This is a genomic window from Novosphingobium sp. RL4, assembly GCF_035658495.1.
In the GTDB taxonomy this organism is placed as follows: domain Bacteria; phylum Pseudomonadota; class Alphaproteobacteria; order Sphingomonadales; family Sphingomonadaceae; genus Novosphingobium.
The window spans coordinates 1,433,985-1,451,128 of sequence record NZ_CP141945.1 but is presented as its reverse complement, the minus strand read 5'-3'; the positions used below and the strand labels follow the sequence as shown (position 1 = coordinate 1,451,128).

The following is a 17,144-nucleotide window of genomic DNA, read 5'->3' as shown; positions in this document are numbered from 1 at the left end:
ACAGGGCATTGCAAGCGGACATGGTCACCCTCGAAGCCCTGATAGTCGGAACGACTATCCTCGTTCTCATCTTCGGTTCGCGGGCGGTCTCGTCCCGCTGGCAGCAGGCCCGGGTGCGGCGCGCGGTCAGGGTTTCCAAGTAGGCCGCCGGAGGCGGCCGGCAGGCCCTTCTCGCAGGCTCAATCAACTTTCGGCGAGCAGGGCCAGTTCCTCTGCGCTGAACACCCGCCCCCGCGTCAGGAAGCGTTGCTCGCGGCCGTTGTCGAGGCTGAACATCCCTCCGCGACCGGGAACGACGTCGAGGATGAGTTGCGTGTGGGCCCAGGCTTCGCCCTGCGCGCGGCCGATATAGATCGGCGCTCCGCCCACTTCGCCGAGAAGCCGATCGCTTTCGCCGATGCGGAACTCCCCTTGCGGATAGCACATCGGCGAAGATCCATCGCAGCACCCGCCCGACTGATGGAACAGCACAGGACCGTATTCGGCCGTCAGTTCGGCGATCAACGCAAGTGCCGCCGGGGTTGCGGCGACCCGTTCTACCTCATTCGTCACCCCGGCGAACTCCCTCCAAATCCGCTGCGTCGGCCCCGTCCGGAGACAACGGACCGGCGCAGCGTCGCTGAATTCAACCGGCCATATCGAGAACCACGCGTCCTTCGATCTGACCCTTGTGCATACGGTCGAATATGGTGTTGATGTCTTCGATCCGCGCGGTCTCGATCGTCGCCTTGACCTTGCCCTGCGCGGCAAAGTCGATCGATTCCTGAAGATCGAGCCGGGTGCCGACGATCGAACCCCGCACGGTAATGCCGTTAAGCACCATGCCGAAGATGTTGAGCGGGAAATCGCCCGGCGGCAATCCGTTGAGAGCCACGGTGCCGCCCCGCGCGACCACGCCGACCGCCTGCGCGAAAGCCTTCTCGCTCACCGCCGTAACCAGAGCACCGTTCACTCCGCCGCCGGTTTCGCGCTTGATGATCGTTGCCGGGTCTTCGTTTCGCGCATTGACGGTGATCGTCGCGCCAAGCCTGCGGGCAAGGTCGAGCTTGGCATCGTCGATGTCGATGGCCGCGACATTGAGGCCCATTGCCACTGCGTACTGCACGGCCATGTGGCCCAGCCCACCGATCCCGCTGATCGCCACGTAATCGCCGGGTTTGGTATCGGTCATCTTCAGGCCCTTGTAGACCGTGACACCGGCGCAGAGCACCGGTGCGATCTCGGTGAAGCTGATGTTGCCGGGCAAGTGGCCGACGTAATTGGGATCGGCGATCACATAGTCGGCGAAACCGCCATTTACCGAATAGCCGGTGTTCTCCTGCGTCTCGCAAAGCGTTTCCCAGCCGCCAAGGCAATGAACGCAGTGCCCGCAGGCGCTGTAGAGCCACGGCACCCCGACCCGGTCGCCTTCCTTCACATGCTTTACGCCCGCGCCGACCTGGCTGACAAAGCCGACGCCTTCGTGGCCCGGTATGAACGGCGGGTTGGGCTTGACCGGCCAGTCCCCCTCCGCGGCATGAAGGTCGGTATGGCAAACGCCCGACGCCTGGATCGCGACCTGTATCTGGCCGGGGCCGACTTCGGGCACCGGCACTTCGTCGATCGTCAGCGGCTTTCCGAATTCACGCACGACGGCAGCCTTCATGGTCTTGGCCATTGGGTAATTCCTCTCGGGACTAGGTCCGGTTTTCGGGATTGGGGGGCGCGCCCCGCCATCGGGAGAGAGCGGAGCGAGGCGCGCCGGGGGGCGAAGCTCAGAAAAATCCGAGCTTCCGGGGGCTGTAGCTGACCAGCATGTTCTTCGTCTGTTGGTAGTGGTCGAGCATCATCTTGTGCGTTTCGCGCCCGATACCGGACTGCTTGTAGCCGCCGAACGCCGCATGGGCGGGATAGGCATGATAGCAGTTGGTCCAGACCCGGCCGGCCTTGATCTCGCGGCCGAAACGGTAGCAGGTATTGGCATCGCGGCTCCACACGCCGGCACCGAGGCCGTAAAGCGTGTCGTTGGCAATGGCGAGCGCCTCGTCGGCGTCCCTGAAGGTGGTAACGGAAACGACAGGACCGAAGATCTCCTCCTGGAATATCCGCATCTTGTTGTGTCCCTTGAACACCGTCGGCTTTACGTAGTAGCCGCCCGCAAGCTCGCCTTCGAGTTGCGCGGCCTCGCCCCCGATGAGGATTTCGGCGCCTTCTTGGCGGCCGATATCGAAGTAGGAGAGGATCTTCTCGCGCTGCTCGGAAGATGCCTGCGCGCCGATCATCGTCGCCGGGTCAAGCGGATTGCCCTGCAAGATCGCGGCCACGCGCTGGAGCGCACGTTCCATGAAACGGTCGTAGATCTTCTCGTGGATCAGCGCGCGGCTCGGACAGGTGCAGACTTCGCCCTGGTTGAGCGCGAACATCACGAAACCTTCGATCGCCTTGTCGAAGAAGTCGTCGTCAGCCGCGGCCACGTCCTCGAAGAAGATGTTGGGCGATTTGCCGCCGAGTTCCAGCGTGACCGGGATCAGGTTCTCGCTGGCGTATTGCATGATGAGACGGCCGGTCGTCGTCTCGCCGGTGAAGGCGATCTTGGCGATGCGGCTGGACGAGGCCAGCGGCTTTCCGGCCTCCAGGCCGAAGCCGTTCACGATGTTGAGCGTGCCGGGAGGCAGCAGGTCGCCAACGATTTCAGCCCAGACCATGATCGAGGCGGGGGTCTGCTCGGCCGGCTTGAGCACCACGCAGTTGCCCGCCGCCAGCGCAGGCGCCAACTTCCATGCCGCCATCAGCAGCGGGAAGTTCCAGGGAATGATCTGCCCGACCACGCCCAGCGGTTCGTGGAAGTGATAGGCGACGGTATCGTTGTCGATCTCGCTGAGCGTGCCTTCCTGGCCGCGGATCACCCCCGCGTAATAGCGGAAATGGTCGATCGCCAGCGGCACGTCGGCGGCCATTGTCTCGCGGATCGGCTTGCCGTTGTCCCAGGTCTCGGCCGTGGCGAGGCATTCCAGGTTCTCCTCCATCCGGTCGGCCACGAGATTGAGGATGCGGGCGCGTTCTGCCACCGAGGTCTTGCCCCAGGCATCCTTGGCGGCATGGGCAGCGTCCAGCGCGGCCTCGATGTCGGAAGCGTCGGAACGGGCGATCTGGCCCACGACCTTGCCATTGATGGGGGAAGTATTGTCGAAATAGCGCCCGGCGTTCGGAGCGACCCAGCGACCACCGATGAAGTTGTCATAGCGGGCGGAGAAAGGAGCCTTGAATGCGGCCCGTTCCTGAACAAGTGCGTCCACGGATATATCCTCTCTTGCGGCGCCTGATGGCGTCTCGTCGTCAAGGAGTGTTGCGCAGTTGAAACGATTGCGGAAGCGGGGGGCCGTGTTGCTAGCCGCCCTGCTGTCTCAACGGCGAGACAGTTTCACCGAACGGATGATCTGCCTCAGCGCGAAAGCCCGGCCTTCGCCATGCGGCGATAGAGAGTTGCCCTGCCGACTCCGAGAATGCGTGCCGCCGCACTGGCGTTTCCGCCAGCTTGCGCCAGCGCGCGGCGCAGGATCGTGCGGTCTCCGTCCTCGAACGATGGGCCGCGCGTGTCGGTGCCGAGCAACTGGTCCAGCGGGCGTGGCTGTGCCAGCATCGCGTCGGTCAGGCGCAGTTTCATCCTTGCGCCGCGACTGGCGCCGATCACCAGATCGTCACGATCCGTCGCGAGAAGCGCGGAGCCATGAGTCGGGTCCTCGGACAGGAACACGATCCGCGCACCGGCGAAATGCTGGCAGAAATAGTCCCGCTCGATACGCCGCGCGGCATCCCGCACGAGCGCCGACACCAGTTCCGCCATCGCCGGGCCATGATCCTGCCGATAGCTCGACACGTCGAGCGCACCGATCAGGCGGCCGCTGTGATCGTGAAGGGGGGCATCCATGCAGCTTATGCCGACATTGCGGCTGGCGAAGTGCTGGTCCCGGTGGATGACGACCGGCTGATCCTCGAACAGGCAGGTGCCGATGCCGTTGGTGCCTTCTTCCGCCTCTCCCCAGCGGCCGCCCTCGACCAGCCCGACGGCATTGAATTCATCGGCATCGCCGTCGCACACGCGGCGATCGAGCACGATGCCGGTCGGGTCGCTGAGGATGACACCGCAGCCGGATCGGCCCACTGAACGAAACATCTGGTCAAGCACCGGCTGCGCCACCGTGAGCAAGGCGGCATGTTCGCTGCGCCGATGCGCCAGCAGGGCGGCTTCGACGCGCGAACGCTTGGCTCCGGTGCCGGGATCAAGCCCATGATGCAGGAGCGAGCGGCACCAGGATGCAGTAACCGCAGAAGTGCCGGCGCTGCTCGGCGAGCGCACCGCGTCGAGTACCACGTCGATATGGCGAGGGCCGTTCCGACTCATCTCATCTCCTGCCGGGAAGATCACCGGCATCCCCCGCGAAGTCAAACGCTGAGCGATCAGTACGTGACCGTCACCGTCACCGTGTCCGTGTAGGGGCCCGGTTTTACGTACTGGTGCGTCGGAATCCGGCCGTAGGCGGTAACGGTGGCGGTATAGCTGAGCAGTCCATTGAAAGGCAGCGATACCCCGGCCGTGCCGCCCGAACCATCGCCCCACAGGGCGGTGTAGGTCGCGTCGGAATAGATGTTGTAAACCAGTTGTTCGCTGCCCTGTACCATGCGCCGAAGCGGGATGCTGCTCGCCCCGCCCGGGCTCAGGGCCACGTCGATATTGCCCAGCAAGGCGGCCACGCCCGAACAGTTTATCGTGACCGTGGCATTGGCATCGCGGGGGCCGGGCGAACTGGGATCGTATGGCCCGAAGGCAAGCCCGGTCGTCGAAGCGGAGCAGGTGCACAGGACGCAAAGCGCCTGCGCCGGCGATGCGAGGGACGATCCGGCGGCCATCGCCAGAAGCAGCAGGGTTTTACGCATCATTCTCCAGCCTTCGATGGGACCGCCGTGCAGGTAACGGCCAGCGGCGCCGCCAGCGCGTCGGCGGGAGCGCTGGACGGCAGCAGGACACGGCATCGGCTCCCGCCAGCCCTCTCCACCGTCAGGATCGCGCGTGCCTGATAATCGGCAAGGAAGACCTCCCCGTCGTAACCCGTGAACATGGCGTCTCCTTCCCCCCCGGTCACGACAAGGCCGGGTGGCAAGGGAGAACCTCCCTCATCCACCAGACGCAAGCGGACGGGATGCACCTCGCGACTGCCGAACGAGACCCGCGCGGCCTGTCGCCACCCCGGCGCGACGACCTGTTCGGCAGCGCCGAGTTCGCCCGAAATCGGCAATTCGGACGGATCGATCGATATCCGGTTGGCGACATAGGGCTGAAGACCGGTCACCACGGCCAGCCGCCCTCCCCCCGCCCTTCTGGCGGTGGGCTGATTTTCGAGCATGACGTCCACCGCGCTGGAGCCCGGCACCTCCACCACCGCCAGGGCATTGTCGACGCTGGGCGTGGCGACCAGCCCTCCGCCCGTCACGACGAGAGCGCCGCGCGCCTCAAGCCGCGCCATGATATCGCCGCCCCGCCGGGCCGCAGCAATATCGAGTTGCCCCGCAGCCGCGCGCAGGGTTGCCGCTCCCTCCACCCAGACACCGCGATCGTCTTCATATCCGCCCACCGCGCGGTACCCCAGCCCCCGACCCGATGGCGCCGCCTTCTCATACGTCGCCGCGGCGCTTTCCTGGTCGGCATAAAAACCCACGTGGCGCCCCTGGCCCAGCGGCAAGGTCAGGCTCGCGAATCCCGATGTCACGGTGCCGTCGTCGCTGTCGAAACGCTGCGCCCCGAGGGACAGAAAAACCCGGCCCACGTTGGTCGAATACCCCACCGACGAAATCGACTGGTGGCGACGGCCCTCCACGATGCGCAGGTAGCTTGCATTGAGCCCGCCCAGCCTGCCCAGCACCAGACTGCCCGAGACGGTGAGTTCCCGCCGCGCTTCCCGCTCGCGCACATTGTCGCCCACCTGCCTGAAGCCCGCATCCGCAGCCCGGTAGCTCGCCGTGATCGAGTAGCCCGGCGTCAGGCGCTGGAACTGGACCTGATAGAGGCGGCCGTGTCCGGCATCGCCCTGCGAGGCGGCCGCGCTCAGCCGCATTTCACCGATGGGCTGGATCACCAGTGTCGCCGCGCCCCCTGCCATCCGCGTCCGCCCGCTGCCCTCGGCGCGGCCTTCCAGGGTCAGGACCGGGGTGAGGCCCCGGCGATAGGAGGCAGCCGCAAAGGCTTCGCCATAGGCGAAACTGCGGTAGCCATAGTCCTCCCGCAGCGCTCCGGCCTCCAGCGAAAATTCCGATAGGCCGGGGCGCAGCAGTGCCGTGCTTGAATAGAAGCTGCGGCTTACGGTCCGCTCGTTGCCGGCAATATCGCGCACGATCATCGTCACTTCCCCCGCTCCGGTGAAACGGGGCCGGTAATCGAACGCGAACCGGCCGGGTTCGACTGCGAGCGACTGGCTGGCGGCTCGCGATGCAAGCTCGACCGTGGAAGGCAGCAGTGCGCTGCCGCTGACAGAGGGGAGCGGATAGGTTATCCGGGCGGGATCGAGCGAGAAATCGGTTCCGAAGCGAATACCTCCGAAGCGGGCCGACTGGCTCCACGCGGATCCTCGCGTAAATGTGTCCCCCACCGAAAGGCGCTGGTTTTGTTCGGGAAAATCGCGGACAAAGGTGCTGTCGAGGCGGGTAACGGATGATCGCGTGCTTTCGGCCAGTGCGCTCGTGCCCGCCACGCCCCACGGGCCGGATACTCCGGCATCGACCACGGCGGAGACAAAGTTATCCCGCTTTTGCCGCGTGAAATGAAGGTCGTAATCGATGAAGGCCACGGGGACCGCCTCCGCAACCGGCACCGCGCGCTCGCTGGCGCCGATGCGCGTTTCCGGCAGATGGGCCGGATCGACGTCGAGCAGCAAGTTTGCGCCATCAGGATCGAGGCGGCCGGAAATGTCCTGTTCGCTGCCGATCTCCAGATAGCTTTCGCCCTCGATCTGCACCTCGGTACGAAACGCGGTGACTATGCCCCACTCGCGCAGGTCGGACACGCGAACGAAAATTCGTTCACCATCCACGACGACGAGACCCAGCCGCTGGAGATCGCGGCCGTTCAGCACGATTCCCACCGGCATAGGCGTCTCGCCCTGCTGCGCCTCGGCCGCCGTGCCGCAAAGACAGGCTGCGACGGCAAATGCCGTCCATGCCGGACGATAGCGTGAACGCCTCGCCATGGCGCCTCCCTGTCACTGGCCCGGGCCGGCCGAAACGGCGGCTCGTGACGGGGTGATCGATCCTTCGTCGGTCTGGATGAGGACCTCGGCGATCGGGCTGGCCTGTGAAAGCGCTACAGGAATCTCGAAGCGCCCTCCCGCCAGGAGGTAAAATCCGCGCTCGACCCGCTGCCCCGCGCCGGAAGACGGTTTGAGTTCCAGTGAGATAGCCCGGATGTGCCGGCTTCCGCTATTGGTGAGAACAACCGATTGCCCTCCTTCAGGCGTCCTCACCAAGGTCCACGAGATATCGGGGGAGGCCCCGTCCGGCGCCCGAAACACGGGCACGCTGATGCGCAGGAGCGCGCGGATTTCCCCGGGCACGGTAACGCTGACCGGCGTGAGCAGTTCATCGAACACCAGCCGCCAGGTCTGTTCGATGGCGCCTTCGGCCGGGGGCAGACTGCAGCGGATGAGGCGCGACTCCTGCGCCTTGAGCGTCACGATCGTCGGATTGATCTGAAATCCCACCGCCGTTTCCAGCACGTCCGCGCCGCGTTCGTCCTTGGACCAGCGATAGCCGCGAACCTGCACGCTCACCGGCTGGTCTCCGTCATTGGCGATGCTGAGCGAGCAGAACTGCTTGCCGGCCTGCACCTCCACCCGGATCGGCGTCACCCGCAAGGCGCTGGCGCCCGCGCTTGCGCCGAATGCGGACAATGCCGCCAAGACGGCCAGCGCGCCGAGGACGAACCGCCGGGGACCGGAAGGCCCCATGTTCAGTAATTGACCGTGACGGTCACACTGTCGGTATAGGCGCCGGCCGGGACGTTCTGCGACGCCGAGATACGGCCGTAGACGGTCAGGAGCGAAGGCACAGCGGTAGCCGTGGTCGCGGTGGGCGTATCGGTGCCGGGCGTGTTGCCCCAGTTGGTCGTGTGGTTGATGTCGCTATAGAGAGCGTAGGAAAGCCGGTTGGTGCCGTTGGCCATCTGCCGGGTGGTGACGGTCGCGCCGCTCGTCGAACCCGGATTGAGGCCCACGGTGAAGGACGTGCCGCTGGTGCAGGTGACGGTAATCGTGCTGTTGGCATCCTTCACCGATCCCGAGGTAGGATCGTAGGTCCCGAATGCCAGCGGGGTGGCCACCACGATGCAGGCCGACTGGACGGTGGCGGTGACGGCCATCGGCGTGGTCGCGGTGGCCGCATGGGCGCCGGTGGTCATGAAGGACGCAGCGAGCATGGCAATCGCGGTGGCTGCGGAACACGTCCCGGGGCGGAATGAGATGCGATGTGAGTTCATGTCGCCGCATCTAACGGAAAGGCTTTGAGAATCTCATTCGCACCGGGTTTCGGTCTTTGCGGAGAAGCCAGACATCTTTGCTTCAGACCCACGCTCGCCCAAAGGCAAGGGCCGGGCCCTCGCGCGAAGGTCCTATGCCCCTAATCTGTTTGTACTAATGCGGAAGCGCTGATACCGTCCAGGTCATCCGGGCGGCTTGGGCAAAGGTCCAGCGCGCTTCATTTTTCGCGGTGCGCCGATTGATAACAGGACAGCTTTGATGACCCTTCGCCCCGTCGCAAGGCACCGCCGCCACTATGTCATGGCGGGGCTCGCGCCGCTCTGCATCCTTGCCTCCATCGCGCCGATGCCGGCCATGGCCGACGAGCCGATGGAAGCCTTGATCGGCAAGGCCGGCGAGCGGGACTCGGACGGCGCCGTGCTGATCGACCTGCGTTTTCTCAACACCGCCGCCACTCCCGCCACAACCACGTTGCCCGATCGGGTGGAAGCCCTGATCGGTGCCGAAGGCCGGCAAACCTCGGTATCGCTCGAACGTGCGCCCGGTACGCCCGCGCAGATCACCGTCGCGCCCGGCGGCTTCGGCCGGGCGCGCTACCGGCTTCCGGCAGACAAGGCCTCCGATGGAGCGCTCGTTTCGATCCCGCGGTGGAGCGGGCAACAGATTGCCCTCCATCTTGCCCCGCCGCCCCTGCCATCATCGGAAGCCTCGCCCCCGGCACAACTCGCGCAGAACGAGCCTGTAACCCATCCTGTCGCCGCTCCCCCGTCCGACCGGAGCGCGGGTAATGCCTTCGTCGACAATCTCGCACCTTACGAACCGATCTACGCAGTCTACGGGCCCGGCACCAATACCGAGGCCCGTATCCAGCTCAGCTTCGAATACCGGCTGTTCGGCTCCCGCCACGCTGCCGACCTTCCCGGTTCCTGGCGGGACGGCCTTCATCTGGCCTATACCCAGCGCATGTTCTGGGACCTGCGCGCCCGCTCGATGCCGTTCCGCAACATCGACTATCAGCCCGAGATCATCTACGTCACGCCCAGCAAAGTGCTGGAAAACGGCATTTCCCTGGCTCTGCAGGGCGGCTTGCGGCACGAATCGAACGGCCGCGACGGGGACGATTCCCGCAGCATCAACAGTATCTACATTGCCCCGATGGCCGCGATCCCGCTTGGCCAGGACCGCCGCCTGATGATCGCGCCGCGCCTGACGTTCCCGGTCGGAAGCACGTCCGGCAACCCGGACATCCTCCACTACCGCGGCAATACCGGATTGTTCGTGCAGTATGGCGAGGAAAACGGCTGGCGGCTGTCTGCCACCACGCGCCTGAACCTGTCCTCGGGCAAGGGCGCGGTCAACGCGGACCTGTCCTATCCGCTGCCCCGCCTGCTGGGCGGCGGGCCCGATCTCTACCTCTTCGTTCAGGGCTTTGCCGGCTACGGCGAGAACCTGCTCGACTACAACCGTTCCACCACACGCCTGCGCATAGGCTTCGCCCTGGTTCGTTAACTGCCCAGGGCGGCCCGCTCGATATCTTCCGCGGCGGAGGAATCGAGCACGTCCAGCGTCCTGACCACGACCTGATCCCGTCCCTGACGCTTGGCATCATAGAGTGCTTCGTCGGCAAGGCGATAGAGCGAACGGAAATCCGCCCCGGTCGCGGCTTTGGCCAGCCCGATGCTTACGGTGACGTTGCGCCTTCCGATCGCCTCGCCATGATCGCATGCGGCGATCTCCCGGCGAACGTCCTCGGCAAAGCGCTTGAGCGCGAAGTCTTCGAGACCGGCCACCATCATCGCGAATTCCTCGCCGCCGAGCCGCGCGACGGTGCAGGTCCGGCTTTCGTGAGGGCCGATCTGCCGGGCGATCGTGGCCAGCACGACATCGCCTGCCTCGTGTCCGTAGACATCGTTGATCGACTTGAACCAGTCGACATCGATCAGCAGCAGGGCGACCGTGGCCCCCTGTTGCTGCGACTGTTCGAGGACGGTGCCCACCCTTTCGATGAAGCCGCGCCGATTGGGCAAGCCGGTCAGCGAATCGCGGCGGGCCAGTTCCTGGGCCTGCGCCTCAGCCTGGCGCGCCATATCGCGCTCGATCCGCAGCCGGGCGTGCGAACGCGATGCGGCAACCGACAGCCACAAGGTCTGCCACGCCGCCGCGAAAAGGATCAGTATCTGCGAGCCGCCGCCCCAGAACATCGTGTTGGTGTCGATGAACTCGATCGAACCGAGGACGACCATCGGCACGGACCATGCCCCCGCGAAGCTGCGCGCCTCGTGGCTGCCCCGGCGCCAGGCCTGGGCGATGCAGAATGCAACCGCCAACAGGTTGGCCAGCACGAGGATGCCCAAAACCCCGGCCAGCGCATCGATCGGCCCCGAGCGCATGAAGGAAAGAGGCACGCCCAGCAGCGCCACGCAGCCGGTCAGGACCAGTGCGGTCCGCCGTGCCCAGCGGCTGACATATCCTTCGTCCAATGCGGTTACCGCGCTCAGGGTCGCCAGCGAGATCGCCAGGCATGAAAGGCCCGTGCAGATCTGCGCGGAAACAGCGCCCGCCATGCCCGGGAAGAAGAACAGGTGGAGCTGGGACCAGCAGGCGCCCCACACGATCATGCAACTGGCCCAGGCCGCCTGCCAGGCCGAAAACTGCCGCCGCACCGCCACGGCCAGCGATGCATTGTAGATGGCTCCCGCCAGCAGCAGCACGAGCGCGGCGCCGATCGACGTCGCCAGTCCGGTCGTTTGCGTGCTCTCCTCGCCGCGGCCTACCAGCCTCATGCGAAGCAGGTTCGCGCTGGCCACCTTGTCGAACCGCATCGTCACGCCCACCAGCGGAACATCGCGGTGCGGCGCACGAAAGGCGAGCTGCCCGCCCGCACGCCAGTGCGAGCCGAAATCGCCGCTGCGCACGTCCTGCCGTTCCATCGCGCCGTCGGCATAAGTGAAGTAGACGAAGAGCCTGTCGAACCGGGAACTGTGGATGATAAGAGAGAGATCGTCCTGCTCGTCGGCCCCGATCGGCAGCATGTCATGCAGCCAGAGCGTGCCTTTCTGATAGCCTTGCGGCTTTCCGGTGCAGGCGAAGTTTTCCGGGATCGCGTCGCCCGCGGGCACCACGGAGCTGACGGCGTGGCACAGGGGCTGCCCCAATCGCAGGACTTCCGCCGATGCGACGCCCGCCGATCCCATGCACAGAAATGCGCAGAGGAAAGTCAGGGCCCGCACGGCACGACGGAAGAATGGCGATTCGCAAACCATTGCGCAGCGACCTATGGCACATCCCCTAGTTCAACAAGGTTACTCGATTAACCAAAATCAATTGCATGGACTAACCGGCAGGGAACAGCGCCAGGGAGGGATGCTCCTTGATGGCCGCACGGGAATAGTGCTCCTGTTCAACGCCATACTCGGGCGAGAACGTTGGCGCCCCCGGCACCTTGAGGGCGCTCGAGCATTACATGGATATGCCGATATCGCGGCAGTCCAGAGCGAGTTCCGATGACCCTGAACCAGTGGCTTTCCATCGCCACCCTGTGCGGCATGATGATTCTCTTCGTCTGGGGCCGTTTCCGCTACGATGTCACGGCGATCATCGCCCTCCTTGCCGCGCTGGCGCTGGGCCTCGTCCCGCCGGAGAAGGCATTTTCGGGGTTCTCCGACGATATCGTCATCATCATTGCCTCCGCGCTGGTGCTTTCCGCTGCCGTGCAGCGGACCGGTGTCGTCGAGCAGGCAGTGAACTGGGTCAGCCAATGGGTACGACGGCCCGGTTCGCAACTGTTCGTGCTGACGGCGTCCGTCGGCGTCGTTTCCGGTCTCATCAAGAACATCGGCGCATTGGCGATGATGATGCCGGCCGCCTCGCAGATGGCCCGGCGCAGCCATTCCAACCCCTCCCGCTTCCTCATGCCCATGGCGTTCGCCTCGCTGCTCGGCGGGTTGACCACCATGATCGGCACTTCGCCCAATATCATCGTCAGCCGCGTGCGCGAGGAGCTGACCGGCGAGCCCTTCCGCATGTTCGACTATCTGCCGACGGGGCTCGGCATGCTGGTGATCGGGCTCGTGTTCCTGCGCTTCGGCTACCGGCTCGTGCCCGCGGACCGGCGCGCCGCCGCGACCATGGGAGAAGCGCTCAACATTTCGGACTACACGACCGAGGCCACCGTCTCGGAACTGTCGAGTGCCATCGGCGAGACGATCGGGGAGTTCGTCGACCACCACGACGGCGAAGTAGAAGTGACGGCCCTCCTGCGCGCCGGCCTGCGCGGAGACGTGCATCCCGACACGCATATCGCGCAGGGCGACGTGCTTATCCTCTCCGGCGATCCCGACGCGCTGGAACGGGCCATCGTCCGCTCGCAGCTCACCCTCGACGATCATGAGGAGGACGACGAGCATCAGCGCGCCCGTGACGAGATCGGCGTGATCGAGGGCGTGGTAACGACGGAATCGGCCTTTGTCGGAAATACGGCCGGCCGGTTGATGCTGAAGGAGCGGATGGGCCTGCGCCTCGTGGCAATATCGCGCCGCGGCGAGAGCCTGCGCAACAAGCCGGGCAATGTCGTGCTCGCGGCCGGCGACGTGGTTGTGCTTCAAGGCGTCCTGGAGGAGATGCCCGGCCGCCTCCAGCAACTTGGCGTACTTCCGCTGGCACAGCGGCATATCCGGCTCGGCATGAGCCGCAGCGGCTGGCTGGCACTGGCGATCCTCGCGCTGGCGATGATAACGACGGCAACCGGGCTCATTCCGGTGGCTGTCGCGTTCTTCGCGGCGGCTGGCGCGGTCATCATCACCGGTGCCCTGCCGGTGAACGATGCCTACGAAGCCATCGAATGGCCGATCCTGGTGATGCTGGGCGCCCTGATCCCGGTCAGCGAAACCCTCCAGACAACGGGCGCATCCGACATTCTGGCGAGCGAGTTGTCGAGGCTCGCACGGGACATGCCGCCATGGGGTGCGGTGGCGATGGTACTCGCCGCTTCGATGGCGGTTACGCCGTTCCTCAACAATGCGGCAACGGTGCTGGTGGTGGCTCCCATCGCCGCCGTCTTCGCGACCGACCTTGGCTACCGGCCGGACGCCTTCCTCATGGCCACGGCGATCGGTGCCGGGTGCGACTTCCTCACCCCAATCGGGCACCAGTGCAACACGCTGGTGATGGGGCCGGGCGGCTATCGGTTCGGCGACTACGCCCGGCTGGGCGCCCCGCTTTCCCTGCTCGTGCTGGGAATCGGGACGCCGCTCATCATCTACTGCTGGCCGCTGTAGCGGCTATTACGCGAACGGACGGTCGATGGCGACCTGCGGCTGCGTGAACCACTGCGCGCCGGTCTCGGTAACGAACATGTGATCTTCCAGACGCACGCCGAACTTCTGCGGAACCACGATCATCGGCTCGTTGGAGAAGCACATGCCCGGCTCCAGAGGCGTCTTGTCACCGCGCACGAGATAGGCTGGTTCGTGGATCGAAAGGCCGATGCCGTGGCCGGTACGGTGCGGTAGGCCCGGCAGGTTGTAGTCAGGCCCCAGCCCGGCCTTTTCGAGCACGACACGCGCGGCATAGTCGACCGCTTCGCAAGGCTCGCCGGGACGCACGGCGTCGAAGGCGGCCTGCTGGGCTTCCTTCTCGATGTCCCAGATGCGGCGGATATCCTGCGAGACATCGCCGAAAGCGTAAGTGCGGGTGATGTCGGAATGGTAGCCCTGGATGGTGCAGCCCGTGTCGACGAGCACGAGCTGGCCTTCCTTCAGCTCGCGGTCGCCCGGAAGCCCGTGCGGATAGGCGGTCGCCTCACCGAACTGGACGATGCAGAAGCTCGACCCGCTGGCGCCGAGCTTGCGATGCGCGGCATCGATGAAGTGGACCACCTCGCTCTGGCGGATACCGGGGCGCAGGATGCGCGCGGCAGCCTGATGGACCAGCAGGGTCATGTTCTTGGCCTGCTGCATCAGCGCAAGTTCCGCGGCGGACTTGACCATGCGGCACTGCTTGATGACCGGCATCGCATCGACCGGCCTGGCCGAACCGCCCTGCCGGATGCGCTCGGCGAAGTGGAAGGGCAGTTCCGGGTCAATCGCCAACGTCTTCGCGCCGATTTCCGCAAGCACCCGAACCACCAGTGCGACCGGATCTTCGTCTTCCTGCCACGAACGGATGTCCACCGGAATCGCGAGATCGGCTTCCAGCGTGCCGATCTCGAAATGCGGGCAGATCATGATCGGCTTGCGTCCGGGGACGAGCAGCATGGCGACAAGACGTTCGGTCTGCCCCCAGGGCAGGCCCGAGAAGTAGCGCAGCGAGGCTCCGGCATTGACCAGCAGCGCATCGGCGCCGAGCCGGTCCGTCAGTTCCGCCGCGCGTGCCATCCGCGCCTCGCGCTCGGCCACGGCGATGGCCGGGGCGCGGTCGGCCCAGGCTTCGAGCCCGGCCAGTTCGATCTCTGCGGTCGATCCGCCAATCATGTCGTTATTCCTTTATGCGAAGCGCTGGATATCGAACGGCGCGAGCGGCAGCTCCGGCTGCTTGCCCGCGACCATCGATGTGACCAGCCGCGCCGTGATCGGCGCAAGTGTAAGCCCTAGGTGCTGATGACCGAAGGCATAGAAGAGATTGGATGCCTTCGTCGAGCGGCCGATGGCGGGAAGATAGTCCGGCAGGGTCGGGCGGCAGCCCATCCAGCGGCGGAACGGCCCTCCGATGGGCAGGCCAAGCTCCGCGACATGGCGCTCCAGCCGCTCCCACTTGCGCGGATCGGCAGGCGCATCGACCGTCCCGAGTTCGACGAAACTCGCCGCCTGCACTGCGCTTCGATAGCGCGTGACGATCATCGAGCGTTCCTCGAAGACCACCGGCGGCAGGTCGGCAGCCCACACGCCGGCATCGGCGCGGACGTGATAGCCGCGTTCGGCGATCATCGGCACCTTGTGGCCGAGATGCTCCATCAATTCGCGCGAGCGCACGCCCGCACAGACCAGCACCTGCTCGGCATCGACACCGCCGATCTCGACGCGGCCTCCCGCCATCCGCAATTCCCCGCGCCGGGCCACGAAAGTACCACCCCGCTCGGCGAAAGCCTTGCGCAAGGCAGTCCGCAAATCGCCGAGGTCCGCGATCTGGCCGCTACCGGAGAAACGGATCGCGCCGGCTACCGGCTGCTTGCCGAGACCGGACAGCATCGCCAGTTCGGCCGGTGTCGCCTCATGCACTTGCGCGGTACCGGTTTCCGCCGCCTGCCATGAAGCACGGCCTTCGCGAGCGGCGCTTTCCCCGTGCCAGAGCACGAAATGGCCATCCTGGCGAAGCAGTTCCGGCGCCCCGATGCGCTCGGTCATCGAAATCCACGCAGGCATCGAGCCGGCCAGAAGCGGTGCCAGGGCCTCGCAGCCCTTGCGGAACCGCGCCGGACGGGCGGCGGCAAGCAGGCGCAGCCCGAAAGGCACCCATTCCGCCATGGCGGCAGGCGGGAAGCCCAGCGGTCCGCCGCGCAGGAACAGGCGCTGCGGCAGGCTGCGCACCATGTCCATGGAGGCAAGCGGTTCCACCTGTTCGACCGCGATGTGCCCCGCGTTGCCCCAGGATGCCGCCTTGCCCTCGGTATCGTCATCGACAAGCGCAACCTGGTGCCCTGCTTCGAGCAATTCGATGCCCGTGCAGAGCCCGACCACCCCGCCACCGACAATTCCAATGGACCCCACAAAAACTCCGTTGCATAAGTCAGACTATATCGTATACCATATATCAATCACCGCCCGTCCGCACAAGGCTTTGCACCGCGCCATGAACGTCTCGATCCACCGAAATCACAACGTCCCGGTTCGCCGGGGCGGTGAAGGGTCGCGATTAACAAAACGCAATCGCTGGTCGGAAAAGGTCGCATTGCAGCGTCATTTGGGATCATCTACCGTATACGTTAGATCGGAGGCGTATCGCGCCGTCGAGAGTTGTATGGAGATTCATTGGTGACAATCGTCGTCCGCACCCTTGCTGAACGCATTTTCGACGTGATCCGCGAAAGGATCGTCGAAGGAAAGCTCCCCGTGATGGAGCCGGTCCGGCAGGATGCGCTGGCCGCAGAACTGGGCGTGAGCAAGATCCCGCTGCGTGAAGCGCTGGCGCGGCTCGAACATGAGGGTCTGCTGACCAGCCAGGCCAATCGCGGCTGGTTCGTCCGCCCGATGTCGAGCGATCAGGCCGAAGAGATCTATCTCCTGCGCCTTGCGACCGAACCCGCCGCCGCAGCCTATGCCTGCACCAAGGCCGATGATGCCGACCGGCAGGCCGCGATCAAGGCCTTCGAAGTGCTTGACGCCGCGGCCAAGGAAAATCTCAGCGACGTTGCCGTGCGCAACCGCGAATACCACGTCGCCCTGGTCCGCCCGGGCAAGCGCCTGCTTACCACGCAGCTTGTCGAGCGCCTCGAAGTGCTCGCCGAACGCTATGTGATCGCCCACCTCGAACCGGCGGGCCGCGGCGACCGCGCGCATATGGAACACCGTGACCTGCTCGATGCCTGGATCGCCGGAGAGGCGGACAAGGTGCAGGGCCTGCTCACCCAGCACATCGCCAGCACGCTTGACGACTTGCGCGCTCATTTTACCGCCAGCCAGACAACCGGCTGAGACCATAACCAGGGGG

Annotated in this window: 14 protein-coding genes; 3 read left to right on the top strand and 11 right to left on the bottom strand. The window is 65.4% G+C overall.

The window, feature by feature from the left end; all coding sequences use genetic code 11:
• Positions 1-183 precede the first annotated feature (183 nt).
• The 8 genes from U9J33_RS23360 to U9J33_RS23325 all read right to left on the bottom strand — a co-directional run bounded on the left by U9J33_RS23360 (position 184) and on the right by U9J33_RS23325 (position 8,422).
• The gene (locus U9J33_RS23360) at positions 184-552 is read right to left on the bottom strand and encodes a DUF779 domain-containing protein (RefSeq protein WP_324699337.1); all 369 of its coding nucleotides are present in this window, start codon (positions 550-552) and stop codon (positions 184-186) included.
• Positions 553-625: 73 nt separating this feature from the next.
• Positions 626-1,657 carry an alcohol dehydrogenase AdhP gene (gene adhP, locus U9J33_RS23355; RefSeq protein ID WP_132469689.1) on the bottom strand — a complete coding sequence of 344 codons (1,032 nt, stop codon included), beginning with the start codon at positions 1,655-1,657 and terminating at the stop codon, positions 626-628.
• 97 nt (positions 1,658-1,754) lie between these two features.
• The gene (adh, locus tag U9J33_RS23350) at positions 1,755-3,275 is read right to left on the bottom strand and encodes an aldehyde dehydrogenase (protein ID WP_324699336.1); all 1,521 of its coding nucleotides are present in this window, start codon (positions 3,273-3,275) and stop codon (positions 1,755-1,757) included.
• 146 nt (positions 3,276-3,421) lie between these two features.
• A complete protein-coding gene (locus U9J33_RS23345) occupies positions 3,422-4,381 on the bottom strand; it encodes a GAF domain-containing protein (RefSeq protein ID WP_324699335.1) in 960 nt (319 codons plus the stop codon).
• A gap of 56 nt (positions 4,382-4,437) precedes the next feature.
• A complete protein-coding gene (locus U9J33_RS23340; RefSeq protein WP_324699333.1) occupies positions 4,438-4,917 on the bottom strand; it encodes a spore coat U domain-containing protein in 480 nt (159 codons plus the stop codon).
• A complete protein-coding gene (locus tag U9J33_RS23335) occupies positions 4,914-7,217 on the bottom strand; it encodes a fimbria/pilus outer membrane usher protein (RefSeq protein ID WP_324699331.1) in 2,304 nt (767 codons plus the stop codon). Before U9J33_RS23335 ends, U9J33_RS23340 begins: the two co-directional genes overlap by 4 nt.
• Positions 7,218-7,229: 12 nt before the next feature.
• On the bottom strand, positions 7,230-7,916 hold the full coding sequence (locus tag U9J33_RS23330) for a molecular chaperone (protein ID WP_324699330.1): 687 nt from the start codon (positions 7,914-7,916) through the stop codon (positions 7,230-7,232).
• A gap of 59 nt (positions 7,917-7,975) precedes the next feature.
• Positions 7,976-8,422 (bottom strand): spore coat U domain-containing protein, encoded by a 447-nt coding sequence (locus tag U9J33_RS23325; protein WP_324699329.1) that lies wholly within the window; start codon positions 8,420-8,422, stop codon positions 7,976-7,978.
• Positions 8,423-8,759: 337 nt separating this feature from the next.
• Between U9J33_RS23325 and U9J33_RS23320 the strand changes: the two genes are divergently transcribed.
• Positions 8,760-10,010: a phospholipase A gene (locus tag U9J33_RS23320; RefSeq protein WP_185999455.1), complete on the top strand. Its 1,251-nt coding sequence runs from the start codon at positions 8,760-8,762 to the stop codon at positions 10,008-10,010.
• Here U9J33_RS23320 and U9J33_RS23315 read toward each other — a convergent pair.
• A complete protein-coding gene (locus U9J33_RS23315; protein WP_324699328.1) occupies positions 10,007-11,731 on the bottom strand; it encodes a GGDEF domain-containing protein in 1,725 nt (574 codons plus the stop codon). The two genes, U9J33_RS23320 and U9J33_RS23315, sit on opposite strands and share 4 nt — an antisense overlap.
• A 273-nt stretch (positions 11,732-12,004) precedes the next feature.
• Between U9J33_RS23315 and U9J33_RS23310 the strand changes: the two genes are divergently transcribed.
• Positions 12,005-13,777, top strand: coding sequence for an SLC13 family permease (locus U9J33_RS23310; protein ID WP_324699326.1), 1,773 nt, complete (start codon positions 12,005-12,007; stop codon positions 13,775-13,777).
• A gap of 6 nt (positions 13,778-13,783) precedes the next feature.
• Here U9J33_RS23310 and U9J33_RS23305 read toward each other — a convergent pair whose 3' ends face one another.
• Complete coding sequence (locus tag U9J33_RS23305; RefSeq protein ID WP_324699325.1) at positions 13,784-14,971, bottom strand: Xaa-Pro peptidase family protein; 1,188 nt, start codon at positions 14,969-14,971, stop codon at positions 13,784-13,786.
• 12 nt (positions 14,972-14,983) lie between these two features.
• Complete coding sequence (locus U9J33_RS23300; RefSeq protein WP_054435933.1) at positions 14,984-16,204, bottom strand: NAD(P)/FAD-dependent oxidoreductase; 1,221 nt, start codon at positions 16,202-16,204, stop codon at positions 14,984-14,986.
• 264 nt (positions 16,205-16,468) lie between these two features.
• Here U9J33_RS23300 and U9J33_RS23295 point away from each other — a divergent pair, with 264 nt between their 5' ends.
• Entirely contained in the window at positions 16,469-17,128 is a 660-nt protein-coding gene (locus U9J33_RS23295; RefSeq protein WP_324699324.1) for a GntR family transcriptional regulator, read from the top strand.
• Positions 17,129-17,144: the final 16 nt, after the last annotated feature.

Coding starts and splice junctions, on each gene's coding strand:
- adhP (WP_132469689.1), bottom strand. CDS start 1,657: ATGGCCAAGACCATGAAGGCTGCCGTCGTGCGTGAATTCGGAAAGCCG.
- U9J33_RS23345 (WP_324699335.1), bottom strand. CDS start 4,381: ATGAGTCGGAACGGCCCTCGCCATATCGACGTGGTACTCGACGCGGTG.
- U9J33_RS23340 (WP_324699333.1), bottom strand. CDS start 4,917: ATGATGCGTAAAACCCTGCTGCTTCTGGCGATGGCCGCCGGATCGTCC.
- U9J33_RS23335 (WP_324699331.1), bottom strand. CDS start 7,217: ATGGCGAGGCGTTCACGCTATCGTCCGGCATGGACGGCATTTGCCGTC.
- U9J33_RS23325 (WP_324699329.1), bottom strand. CDS start 8,422: ATGACCACCGGCGCCCATGCGGCCACCGCGACCACGCCGATGGCCGTC.
- U9J33_RS23320 (WP_185999455.1), top strand. CDS start 8,760: ATGACCCTTCGCCCCGTCGCAAGGCACCGCCGCCACTATGTCATGGCG.
- U9J33_RS23310 (WP_324699326.1), top strand. CDS start 12,005: ATGACCCTGAACCAGTGGCTTTCCATCGCCACCCTGTGCGGCATGATG.
- U9J33_RS23305 (WP_324699325.1), bottom strand. CDS start 14,971: ATGATTGGCGGATCGACCGCAGAGATCGAACTGGCCGGGCTCGAAGCC.